The 23,200-nt window shown below is 68.3% G+C and carries 21 protein-coding genes; 10 read left to right on the forward strand and 11 right to left on the reverse strand.

Annotated features, from left to right (window positions below):
- Nucleotides 1-301: 301 nt before the first annotated feature.
- On the reverse strand, nucleotides 302-1,198 hold the full coding sequence (locus G9373_RS21370; protein WP_005563758.1) for an SDR family NAD(P)-dependent oxidoreductase: 897 nt from the start codon (nucleotides 1,196-1,198) through the stop codon (nucleotides 302-304).
- A gap of 114 nt (nucleotides 1,199-1,312) precedes the next feature.
- On the opposite strand from G9373_RS21370, the gene G9373_RS21375 reads away from it, so the two are divergent.
- From G9373_RS21375 to G9373_RS21395, 5 genes are read left to right on the forward strand one after another with little or no spacing between them, the layout of a single operon-like run.
- Nucleotides 1,313-2,782, forward strand: a complete 1,470-nt coding sequence (locus G9373_RS21375) for an aldehyde dehydrogenase (protein WP_005563756.1) — start codon at nucleotides 1,313-1,315, stop codon at nucleotides 2,780-2,782.
- 41 nt (nucleotides 2,783-2,823) lie between these two features.
- A complete protein-coding gene (locus G9373_RS21380) occupies nucleotides 2,824-3,576 on the forward strand; it encodes an SDR family oxidoreductase (protein ID WP_167116742.1) in 753 nt (250 codons plus the stop codon).
- Nucleotides 3,573-4,448, forward strand: a complete 876-nt coding sequence (locus tag G9373_RS21385; RefSeq protein ID WP_005563754.1) for an NAD(P)-dependent oxidoreductase — start codon at nucleotides 3,573-3,575, stop codon at nucleotides 4,446-4,448. Before G9373_RS21380 ends, G9373_RS21385 begins: the two co-directional genes overlap by 4 nt.
- Nucleotides 4,445-4,837 carry a carboxymuconolactone decarboxylase family protein gene (locus tag G9373_RS21390; protein ID WP_005244588.1) on the forward strand — a complete coding sequence of 131 codons (393 nt, stop codon included), beginning with the start codon at nucleotides 4,445-4,447 and terminating at the stop codon, nucleotides 4,835-4,837. The genes G9373_RS21385 and G9373_RS21390 overlap by 4 nt, the downstream gene beginning before the upstream one ends.
- Nucleotides 4,834-5,496 (forward strand): class I SAM-dependent methyltransferase, encoded by a 663-nt coding sequence (locus tag G9373_RS21395; RefSeq protein WP_133986074.1) that lies wholly within the window; start codon nucleotides 4,834-4,836, stop codon nucleotides 5,494-5,496. Before G9373_RS21390 ends, G9373_RS21395 begins: the two co-directional genes overlap by 4 nt.
- Here G9373_RS21395 and G9373_RS21400 read toward each other — a convergent pair.
- The 6 genes from G9373_RS21400 to G9373_RS21425 all read right to left on the reverse strand — a co-directional run bounded on the left by G9373_RS21400 (nucleotide 5,472) and on the right by G9373_RS21425 (nucleotide 11,392).
- Nucleotides 5,472-6,560 (reverse strand): hypothetical protein, encoded by a 1,089-nt coding sequence (locus G9373_RS21400; RefSeq protein ID WP_005563753.1) that lies wholly within the window; start codon nucleotides 6,558-6,560, stop codon nucleotides 5,472-5,474. The two genes, G9373_RS21395 and G9373_RS21400, sit on opposite strands and share 25 nt — an antisense overlap.
- Complete coding sequence (locus G9373_RS21405; protein ID WP_005262942.1) at nucleotides 6,557-7,297, reverse strand: class I SAM-dependent methyltransferase; 741 nt, start codon at nucleotides 7,295-7,297, stop codon at nucleotides 6,557-6,559. The genes G9373_RS21400 and G9373_RS21405 overlap by 4 nt, the downstream gene beginning before the upstream one ends.
- The gene (locus G9373_RS21410) at nucleotides 7,291-8,538 is read right to left on the reverse strand and encodes a glycosyltransferase family 4 protein (protein WP_005262944.1); all 1,248 of its coding nucleotides are present in this window, start codon (nucleotides 8,536-8,538) and stop codon (nucleotides 7,291-7,293) included. Before G9373_RS21410 ends, G9373_RS21405 begins: the two co-directional genes overlap by 7 nt.
- Nucleotides 8,539-8,627: 89 nt before the next feature.
- The gene (locus G9373_RS21415; RefSeq protein WP_133986073.1) at nucleotides 8,628-9,491 is read right to left on the reverse strand and encodes an LLM class F420-dependent oxidoreductase; all 864 of its coding nucleotides are present in this window, start codon (nucleotides 9,489-9,491) and stop codon (nucleotides 8,628-8,630) included.
- Nucleotides 9,492-9,692: 201 nt separating this feature from the next.
- Nucleotides 9,693-10,607 carry an SDR family oxidoreductase gene (locus tag G9373_RS21420; RefSeq protein WP_005563748.1) on the reverse strand — a complete coding sequence of 305 codons (915 nt, stop codon included), beginning with the start codon at nucleotides 10,605-10,607 and terminating at the stop codon, nucleotides 9,693-9,695.
- Nucleotides 10,604-11,392 carry an SDR family oxidoreductase gene (locus G9373_RS21425; protein WP_043788329.1) on the reverse strand — a complete coding sequence of 263 codons (789 nt, stop codon included), beginning with the start codon at nucleotides 11,390-11,392 and terminating at the stop codon, nucleotides 10,604-10,606. Before G9373_RS21425 ends, G9373_RS21420 begins: the two co-directional genes overlap by 4 nt.
- Nucleotides 11,393-11,453: 61 nt before the next feature.
- Between G9373_RS21425 and echA20 the strand changes: the two genes are divergently transcribed.
- From echA20 to ipdC, 4 genes are read left to right on the forward strand one after another with little or no spacing between them, the layout of a single operon-like run.
- Nucleotides 11,454-12,230, forward strand: a complete 777-nt coding sequence (echA20, locus tag G9373_RS21430; protein ID WP_120659731.1) for a (7aS)-7a-methyl-1,5-dioxo-2,3,5,6,7,7a-hexahydro-1H-indene-carboxyl-CoA hydrolase — start codon at nucleotides 11,454-11,456, stop codon at nucleotides 12,228-12,230.
- Between the two features lie 5 nt (nucleotides 12,231-12,235).
- Nucleotides 12,236-13,126: a cholesterol ring-cleaving hydrolase subunit IpdA gene (ipdA, locus tag G9373_RS21435; protein ID WP_167116746.1), complete on the forward strand. Its 891-nt coding sequence runs from the start codon at nucleotides 12,236-12,238 to the stop codon at nucleotides 13,124-13,126.
- Nucleotides 13,123-13,884, forward strand: a complete 762-nt coding sequence (ipdB, locus tag G9373_RS21440; protein WP_167116749.1) for a cholesterol ring-cleaving hydrolase subunit IpdB — start codon at nucleotides 13,123-13,125, stop codon at nucleotides 13,882-13,884. The genes ipdA and ipdB overlap by 4 nt, the downstream gene beginning before the upstream one ends.
- Nucleotides 13,881-14,942, forward strand: a complete 1,062-nt coding sequence (gene ipdC, locus G9373_RS21445) for a (3aS,4S,5R,7aS)-5-hydroxy-7a-methyl-1-oxo-octahydro-1H-indene-4-carboxyl-CoA dehydrogenase (protein WP_005563740.1) — start codon at nucleotides 13,881-13,883, stop codon at nucleotides 14,940-14,942. Before ipdB ends, ipdC begins: the two co-directional genes overlap by 4 nt.
- Before the next feature lie 106 nt (nucleotides 14,943-15,048).
- Here the strand turns inward: ipdC and G9373_RS21450 are convergent, their stop codons facing one another.
- Both G9373_RS21450 and G9373_RS21455 read right to left on the reverse strand, forming a co-directional pair.
- Nucleotides 15,049-15,330: a DUF2277 domain-containing protein gene (locus tag G9373_RS21450; RefSeq protein ID WP_005258716.1), complete on the reverse strand. Its 282-nt coding sequence runs from the start codon at nucleotides 15,328-15,330 to the stop codon at nucleotides 15,049-15,051.
- Between the two features lie 115 nt (nucleotides 15,331-15,445).
- On the reverse strand, nucleotides 15,446-16,672 hold the full coding sequence (locus G9373_RS21455; RefSeq protein ID WP_120659735.1) for a glycosyltransferase family 87 protein: 1,227 nt from the start codon (nucleotides 16,670-16,672) through the stop codon (nucleotides 15,446-15,448).
- 137 nt (nucleotides 16,673-16,809) lie between these two features.
- On the opposite strand from G9373_RS21455, the gene G9373_RS21460 reads away from it, so the two are divergent.
- Nucleotides 16,810-17,403, forward strand: a complete 594-nt coding sequence (locus G9373_RS21460) for a PadR family transcriptional regulator (protein WP_043790879.1) — start codon at nucleotides 16,810-16,812, stop codon at nucleotides 17,401-17,403.
- A gap of 25 nt (nucleotides 17,404-17,428) precedes the next feature.
- Here the strand turns inward: G9373_RS21460 and hutC are convergent, their stop codons facing one another.
- Both hutC and G9373_RS21470 read right to left on the reverse strand, forming a co-directional pair.
- On the reverse strand, nucleotides 17,429-18,193 hold the full coding sequence (gene hutC / locus G9373_RS21465; protein WP_005258713.1) for a histidine utilization repressor: 765 nt from the start codon (nucleotides 18,191-18,193) through the stop codon (nucleotides 17,429-17,431).
- A 103-nt stretch (nucleotides 18,194-18,296) separates the two neighbouring features.
- Complete coding sequence (locus G9373_RS21470) at nucleotides 18,297-22,991, reverse strand: NAD-glutamate dehydrogenase (RefSeq protein ID WP_133986066.1); 4,695 nt, start codon at nucleotides 22,989-22,991, stop codon at nucleotides 18,297-18,299.
- Nucleotides 22,992-23,200: the final 209 nt, after the last annotated feature.

The raw sequence follows: 23,200 nt of genomic DNA on the forward strand, positions 1-23,200 counted from the left end.
CCACGAGCCGCTATCCGCCGCCAGAGCGACGTGATTACCGAGAGTCGTTGCGCTCGTCTTATTTTCGACCTTGATCCGTACGCGGCGTCGCCCGCCGTGTGCGGCGGGACGACTTCACTCGCCCGTGTGGGACGCGGGTTCTGCCGATGTAGGCGTCGAGTTCCCGCGGCGTGATGCATTTCATAGTAGCGGCACGGAATCCGAAAGACTTATCCCTACGGGACGTAGGCCTGATCTTTCCGGGACACGCCGCCGGCCGCCTACGACGAAGTCTCGGCCCCTGTGATGCCGGACAATTCAATCACCGCTCACCGTGAGCGGAACCCACCAACTTCGCGAGCTCGTCGAGCGACCACGGCGGCTCGGTCTCGTGGTCGCGGTAGGCCAGCACAGTCGGAGCCGGCCGGTCGAATCTGCCGACGAAGCACCCTGATCCGGCGAAGATCCCGCCGGTGATGCCGGCGGCGAGGTCGCTGGCCAGGAACGCGTACAGCTGGGCGACGTAGTCGGCGGGTGCCGGATGCAGCGAGCCGTAGCGCGTTGCGTCGTCGAGCATCCCCCGCCTGTGCAGTTCCTCGATGTGCTGCTCGTACTCCGCTCCCACGGACAGGCGGGTCTTGGCACCGGGGCACACGACGTTGGCGCGGACGCCGGATCCGGCCAGTTCGGCCGCGATGGCGAGGGTCAGACTGTTGACCGCTCCCTTGCCGGCGGGATATCCGGTTCCGCCGTAGTCACCGAGGAACGCGAACGAACTCGTGTTCACGATCGCTCCGCGCCCCCGTTCCGCCATCAGGGGCGCCGCGGCCCGGCATGTGCGGAACGTCGCCGTCAGGTGCGCATCGACGAGTTCGCGCCACTGCTCGTCGGTGACGGTGAGGATGGACGACCCGGCGGGCTCCGCGACGCCGGCGCAGTTGATCAGCACATCCACCTGGCCGAACGCACATTCCGCGGCGTCGACCAGCGCCTCCGCGACGCCGTGGGCGGCGGCCGATCCAGCCACCGCGATCGCCCGGCCACCACCGAGCACGATCTCGTCGGCAACCTTCTCCGCCGCGTCCGGATCACGGCCGTTGACCACCACGCCGGCTCCCTCCGCCGCGAGCGCGTGCGCGACGGCCCTGCCGATCCCCCGGCTCGAGCCGGTGACGACGGCGCCTCGCCCGTCCAGCCGTCTCACGTCGCGTGAATTCATCGCACCTCCGTCGAACTCGTCATTGCGGCATCCAGTTGTTCAAACTATAGTCCAGACACATGTCCAGTTTTCGGAGATCGCTGTGACACTCACCCGATTCGGAAGCGAAAATCCATGACTCTGCGCCCCACCGACAGCTCTGCTCTCCTGATCGACGGCAAACTGATTCCCGGTTCCGGCGGCACGTTCGAGGTGATCAACCCGGCCACCGAGGAGGTGCTCGGGAGAGCCGCCGACGCCACCGCGTCCGACATGGACGCCGCGATCGCCGCGGCCCGGCGGGCCTTCGACGACACCACGTGGTCCCGCGACCACGCCTTCCGCACCCGCTGCCTGCGGCAGCTGCGCGACGTGCTGCAGTCCCACATCGAGGAACTGCGCGACATCACCATCGCCGAAGTCGGCGCCCCGGCCTTCCTCACCAGCGGACCGCAACTCGAAGGCCCGGTCGCCGACCTCGGGTATTTCGCGGACCTCGCCGAAAGCTATTCCTGGGAACAGGATCTGGGCATCGCCGAGCCGATGGGCATCAAGACCCGCCGACGCGTTCTCAAGGAGGCCGTCGGCGTCGTCGGGGCAATCACGCCGTGGAACTTCCCGCACCAGATCAACTTCGCCAAGATCGGCCCCGCACTCGCGGCCGGAAACACGGTGGTCCTCAAGCCCGCGCCCGACACTCCCTGGTGCGCCGCCCTCGTCGGGCACCTGATCGCCGAGGAGACCGACCTCCCGGCCGGCGTGGTCAACATCGTCACGTCGAGCGACCACTCCCTCGGCGCTCAGCTCTCCACCGACCCCCGCGTCGACCTCGTGTCGTTCACCGGTTCGACCGCCACGGGCAAGGCCGTCATGGCGGCGGCGTCCGAGTCGCTGAAGAAGGTGTTCCTCGAACTCGGCGGCAAATCGGCGTTCATCGTGCTCGACGACGCCGACCTCGCGGGTGCGTGCGGGGTCGCCGCGTTCACGGTGTCCACTCACGCGGGGCAGGGCTGCGCCATCACCACCCGGCTGCTCGTTCCCCGCGACAGGTACGACGAGGCGGTCGAGGCCACGGCCCGGACCCTCGGCGGATTGCACGCGGGCGATCCCGCGAAACCCGGCACCATCTGCGGTCCCCTCATCTCCGCACGGCAACGCGCCCGCGTCGAGGACTACCTGCGGCTTGCGCGGGAGGAAGGCGGCACGATCGTGGTCGGTGGTGGCCGACCGGCCGATCGGGACCGTGGATTCTTCGTCGAACCCACCCTGATCGCCGGCCTCGACAACACCGCCCGGGTGGCTCGGGAAGAGATCTTCGGACCCGTGCTGGTGATCATTCCCCACGACGGCGACGAGGACGCGATCAGCATCGCGAACGACTCGCCGTACGGGCTGTCCGGGTCGGTGTGGGGCACAGACCCCGCACGCGTGAAGCGAGTAGTCGACGGCGTGCGCACCGGAACGCTCAGCGTCAACGGTGGCGTCTGGTATTCCGCCGACGCCCCGTTCGGCGGTTACAAGCAGTCCGGAATCGGCCGCGAGATGGGCGTGGCCGGATTCGAGGAATACCTGGAAACCAAGCTGGTCGCGGAACCGGCCCAATAGTACGCCGGCGAGCCGGCCCGACAACACAGGAGTCAATCGATATGGGACGTTTCGACGGGAAGACCGTCATCGTCACCGGCGCCGCACAGGGCATCGGCGAGGGCTACGCGCGTGCCCTCGCCCGCGAGGGCGCGAACGTGGTGGTGGCCGATCTCAATGCGGAGCTCGGTGAGACCGTGGCCAAGCAGATCAGCGCGGACGGCGGGACTGCGGTGTTCAAGGACGTCGACGTCGCCGACGAGGATTCGGCGAAGCAACTCGCCGAGTTCACGGTCGAGAAGTTCGGCGGCATCGACCATCTCGTGAACAACGCCGCGATCTACGGCGGTATGAAGCTCGATCTCCTCATCACCGTGCCGTGGGACTACTACAAGAAGTTCATGGCCGTGAACTTCGACGGCGCCCTCAACGTGACCCGGGCCGTGTGGCCGCACATGAACAGCGGCGGTGGCGGCTCCATCGTCAACCAGTCGTCCACGGCCGCCTGGCTGTACTCCGGCTTCTACGGCCTCGCGAAGGTCGGGATCAACGGCCTCACCCAGCAACTCGCCCACGAGGTGGGCGGCATGAACATCCGGGTCAACGCCATCGCGCCCGGACCGATCGACACCGAAGCCACCCGCACCGTCACGCCGGGAAATATGGTGGCAGACATGGTCGAGACGTTGCCGCTGAAGCGGATGGGCACCCCCGACGACCTCGTCGGCGCCTGCCTGTTCCTGCTCTCCGACGAGGCGAGCTGGATCACCGGGCAGATCTTCAACGTCGACGGCGGACAGATCTTCCGGTCATGACCACGACCGAGCAGGTATCCGTCGGCTACATCGGCCTCGGCAACATGGGTGCGCCCATGGCGAAGCGGCTGCTGGACCGGCCGGGAGGGCTCATCGTGTGCGACACCCGGCCGGAGGCGCTGGAGCCGTTCGGCAAGGCGGGCGCGAAGGTGACGTCGAGTCCGCGGGAGGTGGCGGAGAACGCGGACGTCATCTCGGTGACCGTGCTGAACGACGAGCAGGTCCGCGCGGTCGTCACGCAGCTCCTCGACACCGCGCGGCCGGGCACCGTCGTGGCGGTGCACTCCACCATCAGCGACGTCACCGCCGTCGAACTCGCCGACCGCTGCCGTGCGCACGGCGTCGACCTGATCGACGCGCCCGTCAGCGGCGGCGCACCCGGTGCGCACAAGGGGAAGCTCGCCGTCATGGTCGGGGCGAGCGACGACGCGTTCGAGAAAGTGCGGGAGCCGTTCGGGCACTGGGCCGAACTCGTCGTACACGCCGGAGACGTGGGCGCGGGAACGCGGATGAAGCTGGCCCGCAACCTGCTTCACTTCGTCTCGTTCACGGCCGCCGCCGAGGCGCAGCGGCTCGCCGAGGCCGCCGGTCTCGACATCACCGAACTCGGAAAGGTCGTCCGGCACACCGACGCGATCACCGGTGGCGCCGGAGCGATCATGCTCCGCGACACCACCGACGCTCTCGACGAGACCGACAACTGGTACCCGATCATGACCCATGTCCGGGACCTCGGGGAGAAGGACCTGTCGCTGGCGATCGGGCTCGGCGAACGACTCGACGTCGCGCTGCCGCTCGCCCGACTCGCGCTCACGGGCCTGGGTCCTGGACTCGGCGTCGACAGCACCGTCGACAAGAAGGAGCAACCATGACCGACGACACCCGCACCCGTGGCCTGGCCATGATGGAGAAGGTCTACGGATTCGAGATGCAGGACGGGCCCGGCGCGCATTTCGCCGTCACCGCCGACCACCTGTTCGCCGACATCTGGTCGCGGCCCGGGCTGAGCATCCGCGACCGCCGGCTTCTCCTCCTCGGTGCGCTCACCGCACAGGGGCTCGTCGACGTGGCCGAGATCCAGGTGGGGGCGGCCCTGCACAACGAGGAACTGGACGAGGACCAACTCCGGGAGATCGCGCTGTTCCTGTGCCACTACGTGGGCTGGCCGTTGGGGACGAAACTCGACTCGATGATCGGCGGGGTGCTACACAAGCGGAAGAAAGCGGCCAGAGCGGCCGCCCCGGACGCAGAGGCCACATGAGCACCGAACACCTGACGCCAGAGCTTCTCCGACTCGCCGACTCCACCCCCGGCTTCATGCCGGAAGACGAGGGGACGGCCCTGCACGACGCCGCGATGCAGTACCTGACCCCCGGCGGGGTGGGCGTCGAGATCGGCACGTACTGCGGTCGTTCGACGATCTATCTCGGGGCGGCGGCGAAGGCGCGGGGCGCCCGCATCGTCACCATCGATCACCATCACGGTTCCGAGGAGCATCAGCCCGGCTGGGAGTACCACGAACCGGCGTTCGTCGACCCGCACACCGGCCTGCTCGACACGGTCGGCCGGTTCCGGCACACGATGGCCGACTCCGGACTCGAGGAGTACGTCGTGGGTGTGCTGGGCCGGTCGTCGACGGTGGCGACGTTCTGGCGCACTCCCGTGAACTTCGTCTTCATCGACGGCGGACACACGTCGGAGGCGGCGTCGGCGGATCTCGAGGGGTGGGCGCCGTGGGTGAACGTCGGCGGCGCCCTGGTGATCCACGACGTGTTCCCGGACCCCGCGGACGGCGGACGACCACCGTTCGAGATCTACGAACGGGCTTTGGGGACAGGGCAATTCAAGGAGACGTCCGTCACCGGGTCGCTGCGTGTTCTCGAGCGGGTGGGCGGTCAGACGGGCGAACCGCTGGCGTGACAATAGTCGCCACAGCGGTCGAGGCCGATCGGTAGTCCCACGGGCAGCGCCGCGTCCCGGAAGATTCCGTGTCCGGGCGTGGTGCGGGACAGCGCGTCCGCGGCGAGGATCATCGCCCCGCCCGTCCACGTGGTCTGCTCGACCGGCCACCGCTTGCCGTCGCTGTAGACGAGCCCCGTCCAGTACGAGCCGTCCGGATCCCGCAGGTGCTGCATGGCGGCGAACTGTGCGAGCGCGCGAGTGTGTTCCCCCATCGCGTCGAGAGCCAGCACCAGTTCGCACGTCTCGGCGCCGGTCACCCACGGCCGGTGGTCCACGCAGCGGATACCGAGTCCCTCGACCACGAAGTCGTCCCACCGCGACGCGATGCGGTCCGACGCGACCTCACCGCGGACGGCGCCCCCGAGGATCGGGTAGTACCAGTCCATGGAGTACTCGTCCTTGATCGCGAACGCCTCCGGGTGCTGCCTGATCGCGTGGCCCAGCGTGTATTTCGCGAACTCCCATTCCGGTTGCGGGTCGTCGACCAGCCGGGCGAGGAGCAGCCCGCAGTGCAGGCTGTGATGGATGCTGGAGTTCCCGGTCAGCAGCGCCTCGGGGCAGTCCTGACCGTTCTCGCCGCGGGCCCACCAGATTTCTCCGCTCGACGACTGCATGTCGACGACGAAATCGAGACCACCCTGCACGGACGGCCACAGGGTGTCGACGAAATCCCGGTCACCGGTGATCAGGTAGTGGTGCCACACCCCCACCGCGAGGTAGGCGCAGAAGTTGCTGTCGGAATCGTGATTCTCCACGGCCCCGTCGCGGAACTTCATCGGCCACGAACCGTCCGGGCGTTGCGTCCGCCGCGACCACTCGTACGCGCCCACCGCCTCGTCGATCAGGCCGGCGGCAGTGAGGGCCATGGCGGATTCGACGTGATCCCACGGGTCGGTGTGCCCACCGGGAAACCACGGCAGCGCCCCCGACGACTCCTGCGCTGCCGCGATCGACCGTGCTGTCTGCCTGACCTGGCTCTCCGACAACACGTTCGGTACCGACGGGACGCCGGCGGCTCTCACCGCGGCGCCTTCACCACGCTCGGTTCCCTCGGCTTCTCGAGGTAGAACACGACGCTCTTGCCGACCACGGGGTTGAGGACCTTCTCGGCGGTGCGCGTGAGCCAGGGGGCTTTCATCATGTCCCACACCAGAACCTGGTGGTAGGCCTTCGCGAGGGGGTTGTCGTTGTTCTCCACCCCGACCGCGCACTTGAGCCACCAGTACGGCGAATGCAGGGCGTGGGCGTGATCCCGGCCCCGGACCTGCAGGCCGGCGGCCGTCAGCTTCTCCGCCAGCTCGTCGGCGCGGTAGATGCGGACGTGGCCACCCTCCACCTCGTGGTACGCGTCGGACAGCGCCCAGCAGATCTTCTCCGGAAGCCACCGCGGAACCGTCACCGCCGCAACACCACCCGGCTTGAGGATGCGGGTCAGCTCGGCGATGGCGCGGCCGTCGCGGGGCACGTGTTCGAGGACCTCGGAGATGAGGACGACGTCGAACGTCGCATCCTCGTACGGCAGGTTCAGCGCGTCGCCGACCTCGACGCGGGCGGAGGCACCCGCCGGGACCTCACCGACCTCGGCCATCGCCACGAACATCTTCTCGACGTCCGCGAGTTCGTCGGCGTTCTGGTCGAAGGCGATGACGTCGGCGCCGCGTCGATACAGCTCGAACGAGTGCCGTCCGGCGCCCGCCCCGATGTCGATCACCTTGTCGCCGGGCTTCACACCCAGCCGGTCGAAGTCCACGGTCAGCACGGTCGGCCTCCTTCACGGGTCTGCGCTATCGCTTCGGCATACGTCTGCGCGGTTCTCGCCGCCACGGCGGCCCAGCTGTAGCGCTCGAGCACACGTCGGCGGCCACCGTCGCCGAGCCGGGCCCGGCGCTGCGGATCGTCGAGCAACGCGCCCAGCACGTCCGCGAGTTCCTGTGGGTCGCCGGGCGTCACCAGCACACACGCCTCCTCGTCCGTTCCCACCACCTCGGGAATGGCGCCGGCGCGGCTCGCCACCAGCGGGGTGCCACACGCCATCGCCTCGACGGCGGGCAGCGAGAAGCCCTCGTACAGCGACGGGACGCACGCGACGTCGGCCGATGCCAGCAGCGACGCCAGTTCGGCGTCGTCGATACCCGACACCGTCCGGACGACGTCGCCGATGGCCAGCTCCTCGATGAGCTTCTCCGTCACTCCCCCGGGTGCGAGTTTGGTGACCAGCACCAGTTCGACGGCCCGCTCCGTGTGCACCTTCGCGACCGCCTCGAGGAGTGTCGACACCCCCTTGAGGGGCATGTCGGCGCTGGCGACGCACACGACGCGGCCCGGAACCCGGGCGGCGGCCGGGGGCCGGAAAACCTCGGTGTCCACGCCCAGTGGGATGGTCTGCAGGTTGTCGGCGGGAACGTCGAAGGCCGCGCTGATGTCGTCGGCGGAGGACTGCGACACCGTCAGCAGCGCGGGGATGGCACGCGCCACCCGCTTCTGCATGCGCAGGAAGCCGTACCAGCGCCGGACCGTCACCTGGCGCCACCATTTCGCCGACGCCAGGTCCAGTTCGCGGTCGCGGGTGATCGGGTGGTGGATGGTCGCGACGACCGGAAGTCCGGCCTTCTGGAGCTGCAGCAGCCCGTAGCCGAGGCACTGGTTGTCGTGCACCACGTCGAACTCGTCGGCGCGCTCCTTCAGCAGTCGCGCCGCGCGGAGGCTGAACGTGAGCGGCTCCGGGAAACCGGCCGTCCACATCGTCGCGACCTCCAGCACGTCGACGGCGTCGCGGAACTCGCGTGGGTGCGGCGTTCTGAACGGATCCGGCTCGCGATACAGGTCGAGGCTGGGGACCTTCGTCAACGTCACCCGCGGGTCGACGTCCGGGTACGGCTGCCCCGAGAACACCTCGACCTGATGACCGAGTTCGACCAGCTCACGGCTGAGATGGCGAACGTACACACCCTGCCCACCACAGTGGGGCTTACTTCGATACGACAAGAGTGCGATGCGCACGGACTTCGGCCTCTCCTCGAGCAGTTGGCTAGCAATACTAGAACACGTTCTTACTCGAGTGTGCCCTCATCCCATCCAACCGCACTCACTCACCTCACCGCGGTCGACTCGCGCAATCCCTCGAGTTTTCCGGACAGGCGCCCCAGGTACGCCAGGACGTCCTCCTCGCTCCGGTCGGGCAGTCCGTACACGACCTCGGTGACACCGAGGCCCTTCCACCGCCGCAACTTGTCCACGTCCGGCTTGCCGTCGAGCACGACGATCCGCGGTTCGCCGTCCCGGCCGGCTTCACGCCACATCCGTCGAAGCGTTACGACGCGGTCGTCGATGTCCTGCTCGATCGGAGTAGTCATCCACCCGTCGGCCGATTTCACGATCCACCGGAAATTCTTGTCGTTACCGGCGGCGCCGACGATCACCGGAGGCACCCGGGCCGGCTTGGGCCACGCCCAGCTCGGACCGAAGTTCACGAACTCGCCGTCGTAGGACGCCTCGTCCTGCGTCCACAGCGCACGCATGGCCTCGAGGTACTCGCGCAGCATCGTCCGGCGCCGTGCCGGCGGAACGTTGTGATCGGTGAGTTCGTCGAGATTCCAGCCGTACCCCACGCCGAGGGTGACCCGTCCGCCGCTGAGGTGGTCGAGGGAGGCGATCGTCTTGGCCAGCGTGATCGCGTCGTGCTCCACCGGTAGCGCGACCGACGTCCCGAGTTCGATCCGCTCCGTGACCGCCGACGCCGAGGCCAGCGCCACCCACGGGTCGAGGGTGCGCATGTAGCGGTCGTCGGGCAGCGACCCGTCACCCGTCTGAGGATGCGCCGCATCGCGTTTCACCGGAATGTGCGTGTGCTCGGGCACGTAGAACGAGTCGAATCCGTTGGCCTCTGCACCCCTCGCGGCCGTGGCCGGCCCGATCCCGCGGTCACTCGTAAACAACGTAATGCCGAATTTCACGAATTCTCCTTGGCCGAGAGCCTTTTCCTTCTTGCACACTAACTTCTGGACACCTGTTTATCAATGTGTCCAAACAACTCTCCAGTTCCCCGAGCAGCCGGACGAACGGGACGCTCGTTCGATCTGAGGCAACGGGCGTCCCGTTCGTCCGGTGCAGGTGAGTGGCAATGCGTGCCCCAGCACACTTCGCCACTCACCTGCTCAGGCGCCGTACACCGGGAGCGGGGTTTCGGCCTTGGCGAGAAGGTCGGCGACGACGGGTCCGATCTCCTTCGGTTCCCAGCGCGCACCCTTGTCCTGGGTGGGACCGTGCCGCCAGCCCTCGGCGACGGTGATCTTGCCTCCCTCCACCTCGAACACGCGTCCGGTGACGTCCTTCGACTCCGTGCTGCCCAGCCACACGACGAGCGGGGAGATGTTCTCCGGCGCCATCGCGTCGAACCCCTCCTCGGGCGCGGCCATCGCCTCCGCCATCGCGCCGCCCGCGCCGACCGTCATCCGGGTGCGTGCGGCCGGGGCGATCGCGTTGACGGTGACGCCGTAGTTGTTCAATTCCGCGGCCGCCTGGATGGTCATCTCCGCGATCCCCGCCTTCGCGGCGGCGTAATTGCCCTGCCCGATCGAACCCTGCAGTCCGGCACCGGAACTGGTGTTGACGATCCGGGCGTCGACCGGGTTGCCCGCCTTCGCCTCGGCCCGCCAGTACGCGGCGGCGTGGCGCAGCGTCGCGAAATGCCCCTTCAAATGGACGCGCACGACGGCGTCCCACTCCTGCTCGCTCATCCCGACGAGCATGCGGTCGCGCAGGAACCCGGCATTGTTCACCAGCACGTCCAGGCGTCCGTACGCGTCGATGGCGGTGTTGATCAGATTCTCGGCGCCTGCCCAGTCCGCGACGTCGTCGCCGTTCACGACGGCCTCGCCGCCCGCGGCGACGATCTCCGCGACCACCTGTTCGGCGGGACTCTCCCCGGTGGCGGAACCGTCGATGCCGGCTCCGATGTCGTTGACCACGACCTTCGCGCCCTCGGCGGCGAACGCCAGCGCGTGGGCGCGTCCGATTCCGCGTCCGGCGCCCGTCACGATGACGACGCGACCGTCGACCACTCCACTCATGCCTTCTCCTCTGTAGATGCTGTAGCTGCCGCCAGGAAGGCGGGACGTTCTCCGCCGCCGTGGACGGTCAGCGTCGAACCGCTGACGTACGCCGCCAGCGGTGAAGCCAGGAACACCGCACAGTTGCCGATGTCCTCCGGGCAGGCCATCCGGCCCAGCGGGACCGTGTCCCCGACCGCCGCGATCCCCGCCTCGTCGCCGTAGTGCAGATGCGCGAGTTCGGTACGGACCAGGCCGACGACCACCGAGTTGACCCGCACCTTGGGCGCCCACTCGACCGCGAGACTGCCGGTGAGACTGTCGACCCCGGCCTTCGCCGCACCGTACGCCGCGGTCCCGGGCGACGGTCGCGAGCCGCTGACGCTGGAGATGTTCACGATCGCGCCACCCGAATCCTGTCTCTGCATCACCGCATTCGCGACCTGCGACACCAGGAGCGGGGCGAGCAGATTCAGCTCGACGATCTTGGAGTGGAACTTCGGACTCGCATCCGCGGCGAGCGCGAACGGGGCGCCGCCGGCATTGTTGACCAGGACATCGAGCCGCCCGTGCCGTTCCACGATCCGATCGACGAGACCCTGCACCTGCTCCGGATCGCGGATGTCGCACGGCAGGAACTCGACGGCCCGGCCGTCCACCTCCACCGGCGCCTCCCCCGGTCGGCGGGCGCAGGCCACCACCGTCGCGCCCGCCCGCAGGAAGGTGCGGCTGATGCCCGCGCCCACCCCGCGAACACCGCCGGTCACCAGCACGACACTTCCGGTCATGTTAGAACCTGTTTCCATCGTGCTACCCTACCAAGCAATTGCTTGGTGAGTGAAGTCGCGGCGTGGAGGAGAAAAGAAAATGGGGATCCGGACTGAAATTGAGACCGGGGGCATCACCACGGTCACCGTCGACTACCCGCCCGTGAACGCCATCCCGTCCCGGGGCTGGTTCGAGTTGGCCGACGCCGTACTCGACGCGGGGCGGAATCCGGACACCCACGTGGTGATCCTGAGAGCGGAGGGACGCGGGTTCAACGCCGGCGTCGACATCAAGGAAATGCAGGCCACCGACGGCTACGGCGCACTGGTCGACGCCAACCGGGGCTGCGCGGCCGCGTTCGCCGCCGTCTACGACTGCGCCGTGCCCGTGGTGGTCGCGGTCAACGGATTCTGCGTCGGCGGCGGCATCGGCCTGGTCGGGAACGCCGACGTGATCGTCGCCTCCGACGACGCCGTCTTCGGACTGCCCGAGGTCGACCGCGGCGCACTCGGCGCCGCCACCCACCTCGCCCGGCTCGTCCCCCAGCATATGATGCGCACGCTGTACTACACGGCGCAGAACGTCACCGCCCAGCAACTCCAGCACTTCGGATCGGTGTACGAGGTGGTGCCGCGCGAGAAACTCGACGACACCGCCCGCGACATCGCCGCCAAGATCGCAGCCAAGGACACCCGGGTCATCCGCTGCGCCAAGGAAGCCATCAACGGCATCGACCCCGTCGACGTGAAGACCAGTTACCGCCTCGAGCAGGGCTACACCTTCGAACTCAACCTGGCCGGCGTCTCGGACGAGCACCGCGACGAGTTCGTCGAAACCGGTAAGCCCCGCTCCCACTCGAACAACAGGAAAGGCTGACATCCATGGCGAGCAAGCGCGACAAGAGGATGTCGCTCGACGACGCGGTCGGAGAACTGCGCAGCGGAATGACCATCGGCATCGGCGGCTGGGGTTCGCGCCGCAAGCCGATGGCGCTGGTCCGGGCGCTGCTGCGCTCGGACGTCACCGACCTCACCGTCGTCACCTACGGCGGCCCCGACCTGGGGTTGCTGTGCTCGGCGGGCAAGGTCACCAAGGCGTACTACGGTTTCGTGTCCCTCGATTCGGCCCCGTTCTACGACCCGTGGTTCGCGAAGGCGCGCACCGCGGGTGAGATCGAGGTCCGCGAAATGGACGAGGGCATGGTCAAGTGCGGCCTCGAGGCCGCCGCCGCCCGGCTGCCGTTCCTGCCGATCCGTGCCGGGCTCGGCTCCGACGTCCGGGGATTCTGGGGCGACGAACTGCGCACCGTCACCTCCCCCTACCCGGACGCGTCCGGCAAGCCGGAGACGCTGATCGCGATGCCGGCCCTCAATCTCGATGCGGCACTGGTCCATCTGAACCTCGGCGACAAGCACGGCAACGCCGCCTACACCGGAGTCGACCCCTACTTCGACGACCTGTACTGCGCGGCCGCCGAGAAGCGGTTCGTCTCCGTCGAGCGGGTGGTGGAAACCGAGGAACTGGTGAAAACCGTTCCACTGCAGAACCTCATCCTCAACCGCATGATGGTCGACGGCGTGGTCGAGGCCCCGAACGGCGCCCACTTCACCCTCGCCGGCGACAGCTACGGCCGCGACGAGAAGTTCCAGCGCCACTACGCGGAATCGGCGAAGACCCCCGAAACGTGGCAGCAGTTCGTCGACACCTACCTGTCCGGCAGCGAGGACGACTACCAGGCCGCCGTGAAGAAATTTGCAGAGGAGCAGGCATGAGCGAGACGATCACCGAAGTCACCCGCGCCGAGTACTGCGCGATCGCGTGCGCCGACATCTTCTCCGGGGCAGGCGAGATCATGGCCAGCCCGATGGCGACCCTGCCCCTGATCGGCGCCCGGCTCGCGCGACTGACCACCGAACCCGACCTGCTGATCACCGACGGTGAAGCCCTGATCTTCGCGGACACCCCCGCCGTCGGCGCGAAGGCCCCGATCGAGGGCTGGATGCCGTTCCGGAAGGTGTTCGACGTCGTCGCCTCCGGCCGCCGGCACGTCGTGATGGGCGCCAACCAGATCGACCGGCACGGCAACCAGAACCTGTCGGCGTTCGGTCCGCTGCAGCAACCGACGCGGCAGATGTTCGGCGTCCGCGGCGCGCCCGGCAACACCATCAACCACCCCACCAGCTACTGGGTGGGCAAGCACACCTCGCGGGTGTTCTGCGACAAGGTCGACATCGTCTCGGGCGTCGGCTACGACCAGATCGACCCGGAAAACCCCGCATACCGCTTCCACCACCTGCACCGGGTGGTGAGCAACCTCGGGGTGTTCGACTTCGGCGGACCCGACCACACCTTCCGCGCGCTGTCGCTGCACCCCGGCGTCACCGCCGACCAGGTCGCCGAGAACACCTCGTTCGAGGTGGCAGGGCTCACCGACGCCGGCGTCACCCGCGAACCCACCGACGAGGAACTGCGGCTGATCCGCGAGGTCCTCGACCCCCGCAGCCTGCGCGACCGGGAGGTGTCGGTATGAGCACGCTCCGCACCGCGCTGACCGAGCTGGTCGGCGTCGAGCACCCGGTGGTCCAGACCGGGATGGGCTGGGTGGCCGGACCGCGGCTCGTCGCCGCCACCGCCAACGCCGGCGGTCTCGGCATCCTGGCATCGGCGACGATGACCTACACCGAACTCGAATCGGCGATCGCGAAGACGAAGACCCTCACCGACAAACCATTCGGGGTCAACATCCGCGCCGACGCCTCCGACGCCCCGCAACGCATCGACCTGCTCATCCGGGAGAACGTGCGCGTCGCGTCGTTCGCGCTGGCACCGAAGCAGGAACTGATCGCGAAGCTGAAAGCCGCCGGCGTGGTGGTCATCCCGTCGATCGGCGCCGCCAAACACGCAAAGAAGGTCGCCTCGTGGGGCGCCGACGCGGTGATCGTGCAGGGCGGCGAGGGCGGCGGGCACACCGGCCCCGTGGCCACCACACTGCTGCTGCCGTCGGTGCTCGACGCCGTCGACATCCCCGTCATCGCGGCGGGCGGCTTCTACGACGGACGCGGACTCGCCGCCGCCCTCGCCTACGGCGCCGCCGGCATCGCGATGGGCACCCGCTTCCTGCTCACCCAGGAATCGACGGTCCCCGACTCCGTCAAACAGCAATACCTCGCCCGGGGACTGCAGGACACCACCGTCTCCCGCAAGGTCGACGGCATGCCCCACCGGGTCCTCAACACCGACCTCGTCAACAGCCTCGAACACTCCGGCAACGTCCGCGGCCTCGTCGCGGCCGCCCGCAACGCGTCCAAGTTCAAGGCCATGACCGGCATGAAATGGTCGACCCTCGTCAAGGACGGCCTCGCCATGAAAAAGTCCAGCGACCGCACCTGGCAGCAGATCATCATGGCCGCCAACACCCCGATGCTGCTCAAGGCCGGGCTCGTCGAGGGCAACACCCACGCCGGCGTCCTCGCCTCCGGACAGGTCGTGGGACTGCTCGACGACCTGCCCACATGCAAGGACCTCATCGACGGCATAATCGCCGACGCGATCAAACGCATCGACGCACTCGGCGCCCTGCGCGCCTGAACCAACGGGACGCTCGTCCGATCTGACGCAACGAGCGTCCCGTTCGTCCGGCTAGGGGGTGGCAGCCTTCGCCGCGCTCAGCTGGATGACGCGGCCTTCGCCGCGCTCAGCTGGATGACGCGGCCTTCGCCGCGATGCGCGCCCGGACCTCCGGCCGTCGCAGCGGGGGCACCGTCTGCGGCGGCTGCTTCCGCGGCGGCAGTGCCGCGAGCAGCTTCGTGGTGGCCTCGGTGACGACGGCTACCGCCTCCTCGAAGGGCTCACGGTTGGCGTCCGACAGCTTCTGGATTCCGCTGACCTTCCGGACGTACTGACGCGCCGCCGCCTCGATCTCCTCCGCGGTGGCAGCCGGTTCGAGTCCGCGCAGCTCGGTGATGTTTCGGCACATGACTCGACGATAGCGCCGCACCGCCCTCGTCGCGGCTGCTCGGCGCTGGGCGAATGTACCTTTCGGCGCATCTGAGGCGCCGGAAGGTACATTCGCCCGTCGGGGTAGCGCGGCCTCAGCTGCGGGCGGGCTCCAGCGCGTCTTCGTCCGCGGGCACGGCGTCCGTCTCGACGTCCGGGAGCGGGGTGCGGGACCGCGCGGCCACGACTGCCGCGCCGAGCAGGACCAGCGCGATGAGGCACTGCGAGCTTCCGATCACCTCACGCACGGCCGCCTCCACCCAGCCGGACGACGAGGACTGCAGGACGAAGTTCGGGCCGATCAGGAAGATCAGGGTCGCGGCGCCGATCAGCGGACGCCAGCTGCGGTACTGCGGTGCGATCAGAATCGGAATCAACAGGATGCTGTATGCCCAGTGGTGCGTGACGGCGAACGGCGCGGCGAGCAGGGATGCCAGGGCCACGACCGACAGCGCGATCAGGTGCTCACCGGACCGGGTGAAGCGGTACGCCGACCACGCCGCGGCGGACACGATGACGGCTGCGCTGAGCACCCAGAGAATGCTGGCCAGGCGGCCCTCCGCCCCGAGCCGGGCGATGACGCCGGTGACGGCCTGGTTGCGGAAGAAGTCGGGTGCCCCCGCACGGCCGGTGGCGAAGAATTCGGTGGTCCAGAACCACACCGACGACTGCGGCAGCAGCCAGAAGCCGAGGCCGACGGTGACCAGGATCGTGGCGAGGGATCGTCCGATCGAGCGGAAGTCGCGGCGGACGAGCAGGACCAGCAGAAAGGCCGCCGGGGTGATCTTGACGGCCGCGGCGAGACCGATCGCGACTCCGCGGAACCGCTTCGGGATCACACCGGTGCAGTCGGCGACCACGAGCGCCATCAGAATGATGTTGATCTGACCGAAGTCGAAGTTCGAGCGCATCGGCTCGAGGAGAAGTACCGGGCCCATCGACAGCAGAGCGAGAAGTTCGGGGCGTGCGACGTCGAGCTTCGACAGCGCCACCTTGACCATCCACCACACGAGTCCGAGGTTGAGGGCGCACCACAGCGCCTGCAGGACCGCGGGGTCGATCTCCGCCATCGGCGCGAAGAGGATCGCCGCGAAGGGTGCGTAGATGAACCTGAACCCGGAACTGCTCGGGAAGTCCGCGGAGTAGAGCGGCAGGCCGCTGACGAAGGCGTAGCCGGCGTCGCGGAACACGGAGAGGTCCATCAGGTAGCCCGTCGCCGCATCGAACTCTCGGTAGGCCACCGCCCCCAAGGAGAGGACGCCCACGAGGAGCGCGACGGCGTGGAGACGATAAGCCCTGAACTGCGATTCACTCTGTAACAAGAATTTGTTCTTTCATGATCGGCGTCGTGGTCAACGATCCACCGTAGCGGGCCGTGACCCAATCGTGACAAAGGCGAGGTCGCGGCGTCCGAACCGCGCACTTCGTCATAGTTTATTTAGACTGATATATTTCGATCATGCCTGCGCGTACTCTCGACAATCCCCTCGTCCTGCCGGTGCTCGGCCTGCTCCTCGAATCGCCGATGCACCCGTACCAGGTGGAAGTCACGCTGCGCGAGCGCAGCGAGGAGGGCCAGTGGCCGCTCAATCGCGGCTCGCTGAACAATGTGGTCGCGGCCCTCGCCTCGGCGGGCTGGATCGAGGAACACGAACGTGCGCAACGGGAAGGTCGGCCCGCCCGCACCGTCTACGCCCTCACCGAGGCCGGGCACGCGGAACTCGTGAGCCGACTCGACCTCCAGATCCGCAGTGCCGCACGAGAGTTCTCCCCGTTCTTCGCGGCGATCAGCTACCTCGGCGCGCTGGGACGCGAGGGCGCCGTGGACGCGCTCACCGAACGCGCCGAACGACTTACCGCGAGAATCGAATCCGACCAGGCACGGCACACCCGAGCGCTCGACGACGGAGTGCCTGCGCTGTTCGTCGTCGAAGCGGACTACGCACTCCACGCGGCGCGGGGCGAACTCGCCTGGATCGCGTCGACGATCTCCGACATCCACTCGGGCCGCCTCACCTGGCCCGCACCGCAGACGAAGGACGTGCGGGCGTGAGCCTCCGGTTCGGTATCTACCCCGGTCAGCCGGTCCCGAACGTCCCTTCGAGCCGATTCCGGGACCCGGGGTGGACGAGACGCGCGGCACTGACGAGGCCTCGCGAGGACCACGTGCGGCGCCGGATCATCAGGCACGGTTCGGCGCGCTCGATGTGGAGGAGCCGGCATTCCTCGGGTGACGCGAGGATCGCTTCGACCACGTGCTCGCCCCTCGTCAGGGGAGCCTCCACGCTCAGATAGTGATTGGGCGTCTGCTGGGTGAAGTCCTGATCGAGATACCCGGGCGCCTCGGCGGGATTGACGAACCGGTCTTCGAGCTGGATCGGTGTGTCGTCCTCGTAGTGGATCATCAGGGAGTGGAACACCTTGCCGCGGATCGAATCCCGGATGAAGGCGTTCGCCGGGTCGGCGTCTTCCTCACGCACGTACACCACTTCGGTTCGATGGCGGTGTCCGCGTTGCTGGATCTCGTCCGCGATGTTCTTGACCTCGAACAGAGACGACGCCGTCTTCGTGGCCGCCACGAACGTCCCCACACCCATCAGGCGCACCACGAGACCCTCGGCGCTGAGTTCGCGCAGCGCGCGGTTGATGGTCATGCGGGAGAGGCCGAGAGCGCCGACGAGCTGATTCTCCGAGGGCAGCTGATCGCCCTCCTGCCAGCGGCCGGCGTTGATCTGCGACACGATCAACTGCTTGACGCGCTCGTACGCCGGGGCCGACTCCGTCCCCGGTCCGTTGTACAACGCAGCAAGCTCCGCGTCGACTACTGCGATCTCCACCACCACTGACACCCATCCCTCTGCAACACCGATGAACTTCCCGTGCAGTCGGCCGTTGCAGTCTATCGGCCGACTGCACGGGTAAGCCCTCATCGCGGTGCGCCCGGTGTCACCTCACCATGCTGCGGAGTTGCCTGGTCGCGACGGAGAGGGCCGCCAGGTCGTGCTCCCCCGACTCCGTGACGGCGTCGAGCGTGTGCCGGGCGCGCGCCAGCCGGGCCGCGTTGCGGTCCTCCCACTCCCCGATCTTCTGCTCCGCCGTGTCCACCACTTCACTGCCCGAGATCACGTCGAGGCACAGTGCCCGGACCGTGTCGTACAACTCGTCGCGCAACGACAACCGGGCCAGCGCGTTCCACCGGGTTCCCCGTCCCAGCTGCGAGACCCCCACCAGGAGGTGCACCAACCCGAGGCACTCCCCGAGCCGGTAGTACACCTCGGCCACTTCGCGGGGATCGCGTTGGGTGATGTCGGCGATCTCGACGATGTCCAGCAACGCGAACCGGTCCAGGAGCAGTTGCACCCGCCCGGCCAGGTCCGCGGGGACACCACGGGCCACCAGCGCGGCCGTGCGACTCCGGAGGTTCTCCGCGTCCTCACCGCAGAGCCAGCCCGCGACGCGCGGTGTCAGGTCCGCGACGCGGTCACGGAATCGGGCGATCTCCGCCCCGACCGCGAGCGGCTGGGGCCTGCGGGTCAGCATCCATCGCGACGCCCGGTCGAGCAGCCGCCGGGTGAACAGCGTGAGGTCGTCCGAGAGCGCGGCGTCGAGGTCGGCGTCCCGGATGTCGCGCCGGAGCGACGGCAGGTCGAACACGGCCGACACCACCGCGAACGCCCGCACGGCGTCGGCGCTGCTCGCTCCGGCCTCCTCGCCCAGCCGGAACGCGTAGGTGATGCCGCCGTTGTCGACGACGTCGTTGGTGAGGACCGTCGCGACGATCTCCCGGCGCAGCGGATGGTCGCCGATGGCGTCGCCGAAGGACTCCCGGAGCCTGCGCGGGAAGTACCCGGCGAGGGCGTCCGCGAAAGCCGGGCTGTCGGGCAGGTCGCCGGCCAGCAGGTCCGACTTCAGCGCCAGCTTCACGTGTGCCATGAGGGTCGCGAGTTCGGGTGAGGTGAGTCCCGTCTCCGCGCGCTCCCGGGCGGCGATCTCCTTCCTGGACGGCAGCACCTCGATGGCGCGGTCCAGACCGTAGCGGCCTTCCAGATGGCCGATGAGCCGTCCGTGCACCGTGAGGGATGCGGTTGCGTCGGCCCGGCACGTGCCCAGCACGTCGTTCTGGGCGACGTTGTCGGAGAGCACGAGACGCGACACCTCCCCGGACATCTCGGCGAGCAGACCCGTACGGTCGTCGGCGGCGAGACGGCCGCCGCTGACCAGGGCGTCGAGCAGAACCTTGATGTTGACCTCGTGGTCGGAGCAGTCCACGCCCGCCGAGTTGTCGAGAGCGTCCGTGTTGATTCGCCCTCCGGTGCGGGAGAATTCGATGCGTCCCAGCTGGGTGAAGCCGAGGTTGCCGCCCTCACCGACCACCCGGGCCCGGACGTCGGAACCGTCGACGCGGACGCCGTCGTTCCCCTTGTCCCCCACGTCGAGATGGGTTTCGGTGGCCGCCTTCACGTATGTTCCGATGCCGCCGTTCCACAGCAGATCCACCGGTGCCTGCAGGATCGCGCGGACGAGGTCCGGTGGGGACAGTTCGGTGGTCCCGGGGCTCAGTCCGAGTGCGCGCCGCGCCTCCTCGCTGATCGGAACACTCTTCCTCGACCGTTCCCACACACCGCCGCCTGCGCTGATCAGGCCGGGCGCATAGTCCGCCCACGACGACCGCGGCAGCGCGAAGAGCCGTTCCCGTTCCGCGAACGATGTGGCTGCGTCGGGGTTCGGGTCGAGGAACACGTGCCGGTGATCGAATGCGGCGACGAGCCGGATGTGCGGGCTCGCCAGCATTCCGTTGCCGAACACGTCGCCGCTCATGTCGCCGATCCCGACGGCCGTGAATTCCTGCGACTGGGTGTCGACACCCATTTCGCGGAAGTGCCGCTTCACGCTCTCCCACGCGCCCCGGGCGGTGATGCCGAGCGCCTTGTGGTCGTAGCCGACGGATCCACCCGACGCGAATGCGTCACCCAGCCAGAACCCGTACTGTGCGGCAACGTCGTTGGCGATGTCGGAGAACGTCGCGGTGCCCTTGTCCGCGGCGACGACGAGGTACGTGTCGTCGCCGTCGTGCCGCACCACTCTCGGCGCCGGGATCACGGCACCGGTCGCGAGGTCCACGTTGTCGGTGACGTCCAGCAGTCCGCTGATGAAACTGCGGTAGCAGCGAACGCCTTCGGCGCGTTGGGCGTCGCGATCGCGGAGCGGGTCGCCGGTGGGAGCGGGCGGGCGCGCGACGACGAACCCGCCCTTCGCGCCGACCGGCACGATCACCGAGTTCTTGACCGCCTGCGCCTTCACCAGGCCGAGCACCTCGGTGCGGAAGTCCTCCTTGCGGTCGGACCACCGCAGACCTCCGCGCGCCACGGCGCCGAACCGCATGTGCACGCCCTCGACCCACGGCGAGTAGACGTAGATCTCGAAGCGGGGCCGCGGCTGCGGCAGTTCCGGGATCCGCTGCGGATCGAATTTGAACGACAGGACCTGACGTTCCCGGCCCGGGCGGGCGTAGCGGTTGGTGCGCAGCGTCGCCAGGACCACGTTCAGGTAGGCGCGCAGGATGCGGTCGGCGTCCAGGCCGAGCACGTCGCCGATCGCCGCTTCCAGCGAGGCGATCAGTTCGCCACACTCCTCAGCGCCGCCCGGATCAGTGCCGTCCGGATCGAACCTCGCGGCGAACAGCCGGATCAGCGCCTGGGAGATCTCCGGATGATCACCGAGGACCGTCGCGATGTGGTTCTGGCTGTAGGGGAATCCACCCTGCCGGAGGTACCGCGCGTAGGCCCGCAGCACCTCCACCTCACGCCAGTCCAGGCCCGCGCGGAGTACGAGTTCGTTGAAGCTGTCCGTCTCGGCGCGAGATGCCCAGGCCGCGGCGAACGTCTCCGTGAAGCGGCGCGGCAACGCGTCGTCCACCGGCCCCGGCAACGCGTAGCGGATCCTGAACTCGTACATCCAGCACACCGTTCCGCGACTGTTCGCGACCGTGTAGGGCCGCTCGTCGAGGACCGCGACGCCCATGCTCTGCAGGATCGGGAGAACATCGCTGAGCGAGGCGGATGCACCGCCGACGAAGAAGGTGAAGCGCCAGTCCGGCGCGTTCGCGTCGAGCCGCGTGTCGATCGCGCCGTCCGTCAGCCTCTCGAACACCACCAGATCGGCGTGGGCGCGCCGGGCGTCGAAGTCGTGCTTGTACACCTCCGGGAAGTGCTCCGAATAGTGCGCGAGGAGTTCGCGTTCGGCGGTGGCGAGTTCGTCGTGGAACCGGTCGTCCCAGGTCCGGCAGACCCGGGAGATCCGACGCTGGATCTCCAGTCGCCGGGTGTCCGTCACCTCGGTGTCCGCCGGGACCCGCATCGTGAAGTGCACCATCGCCAGCGGGTACTCGGACACGTTCGTGGTGTATTCGACTGCGGTGCCGTCCAGTTCGTCCAGCAGGACGCGCTGGGTCGCCAGACGCGTCCGCGTGTTGTACCGATCGCGGGGAATGAACACCAGCGCCGACATGCTGTCGCCCGGGACGTCCGTGCGCAGGAAGAGGTGAATGTGCTCGCGCGCAGTGATGCCGGCGACCTCGGTGAGGGCCGAATGCAGCGAATCCGGGCTCGCCGCGAACAACTCGGTCAGCGGCAGCGCCTGCACGACCTGCAGCACGGCCTGTCCGGAGAACGAGTCGATGTCGAAACCGGCACGATCGAGCAGGGCCCGCACCCGGCGTCCCGCACCCGGGATGTCCAGGACATTCTCGTGCCTGCCCGCGGGGGTGAACGCGCCGACGAAGCGGTGCTCCACTCCTCCGGCCCGAACCCCGACCACCGACGGGTACGACGACCGGTGCACGGACACCGGAAGCGCCGCCTGCCCGATCGCCAGGACGGGACCGGGTTCCGTGGCCGGCGCCCGATCACCCTCGCGGTCGTGGAGCACGCCGAGACTCTCCTCGGGTGCGCCGTCGGCGCCGTACCGCGCGTACCCGAGGACGGTGAAGTTGCCCGCCTCGCACCACCGCAGGAAGTCGGCGGCCTCGCGGACTTCTTCGGACAGCGAGTCCTGCCCGGTCTGCGAGTCGAGGTGTTCGGAGACCTGGATCTGCAGTTCGCGCATGCGCGCCAGATCCCGGTCCACCCGGCGCACGTCGGCGAGGACGGTGTGCAACGCCTCGACCAGCGCCGCGACGACGGAGTCCGCGGTGTCGGAGCGCAGTCCCACGTGAATCCACGACTCCGTCGTCCCCGAGTCGCTCACAGGCGAGAGGTCGGTGAGGGTGCCCGACTCCGCGCGGCGGGCGACGAGGACAGGATGCAGCGCCTCCTCGATCGGGGCGCCGACCCTGGCCGCGGTCAGCAGTACCGATTCGACGAGCAGTGCCATGTCGTCGGTGACGATCTGCACCGCGGGCCCGATCCCGCTGGGGTCTGCGGCGTCGATTCCGCGCACCACCGCGGTCCCGGGGTTCCGGTGTCGCCCGGTCTCGAGATGCGTGTTCGCGATGCGATCACGCGCCTGCGGATCTGCGCCGTCGGCGGTGGGATGACCGGCGGTGCGGAGGTAGAGGTCGCGGAAACGCTGGGGCGCTTCCGGAGCGGAAAACTGCTGTTCATCGCGCTCGAGCGAATGTGAGGACGTCGAAATTACTCTCATGTCAGTACCTTCCGTCGGAAGCATCGACACTCCCGACTGGTGCAATGGCGGGCCGGCACGCCTCTCGGCTGGGTCCTTGGAGAACGCTTGACAGGGGATTGTCTATACAGGACTATACATCTAAGGCGATAAAAAACGTGAGTCAGAGCACACTGGATTCAGGACATGGGATAGAGCACCCGGGACCGACCCAGCAGCGCCGGACTCGT

The sequence above is a fragment of the Rhodococcus sp. A14 genome, assembly GCF_011603105.1.
Lineage (GTDB): Bacteria > Actinomycetota > Actinomycetes > Mycobacteriales > Mycobacteriaceae > Rhodococcus_F > Rhodococcus_F opacus.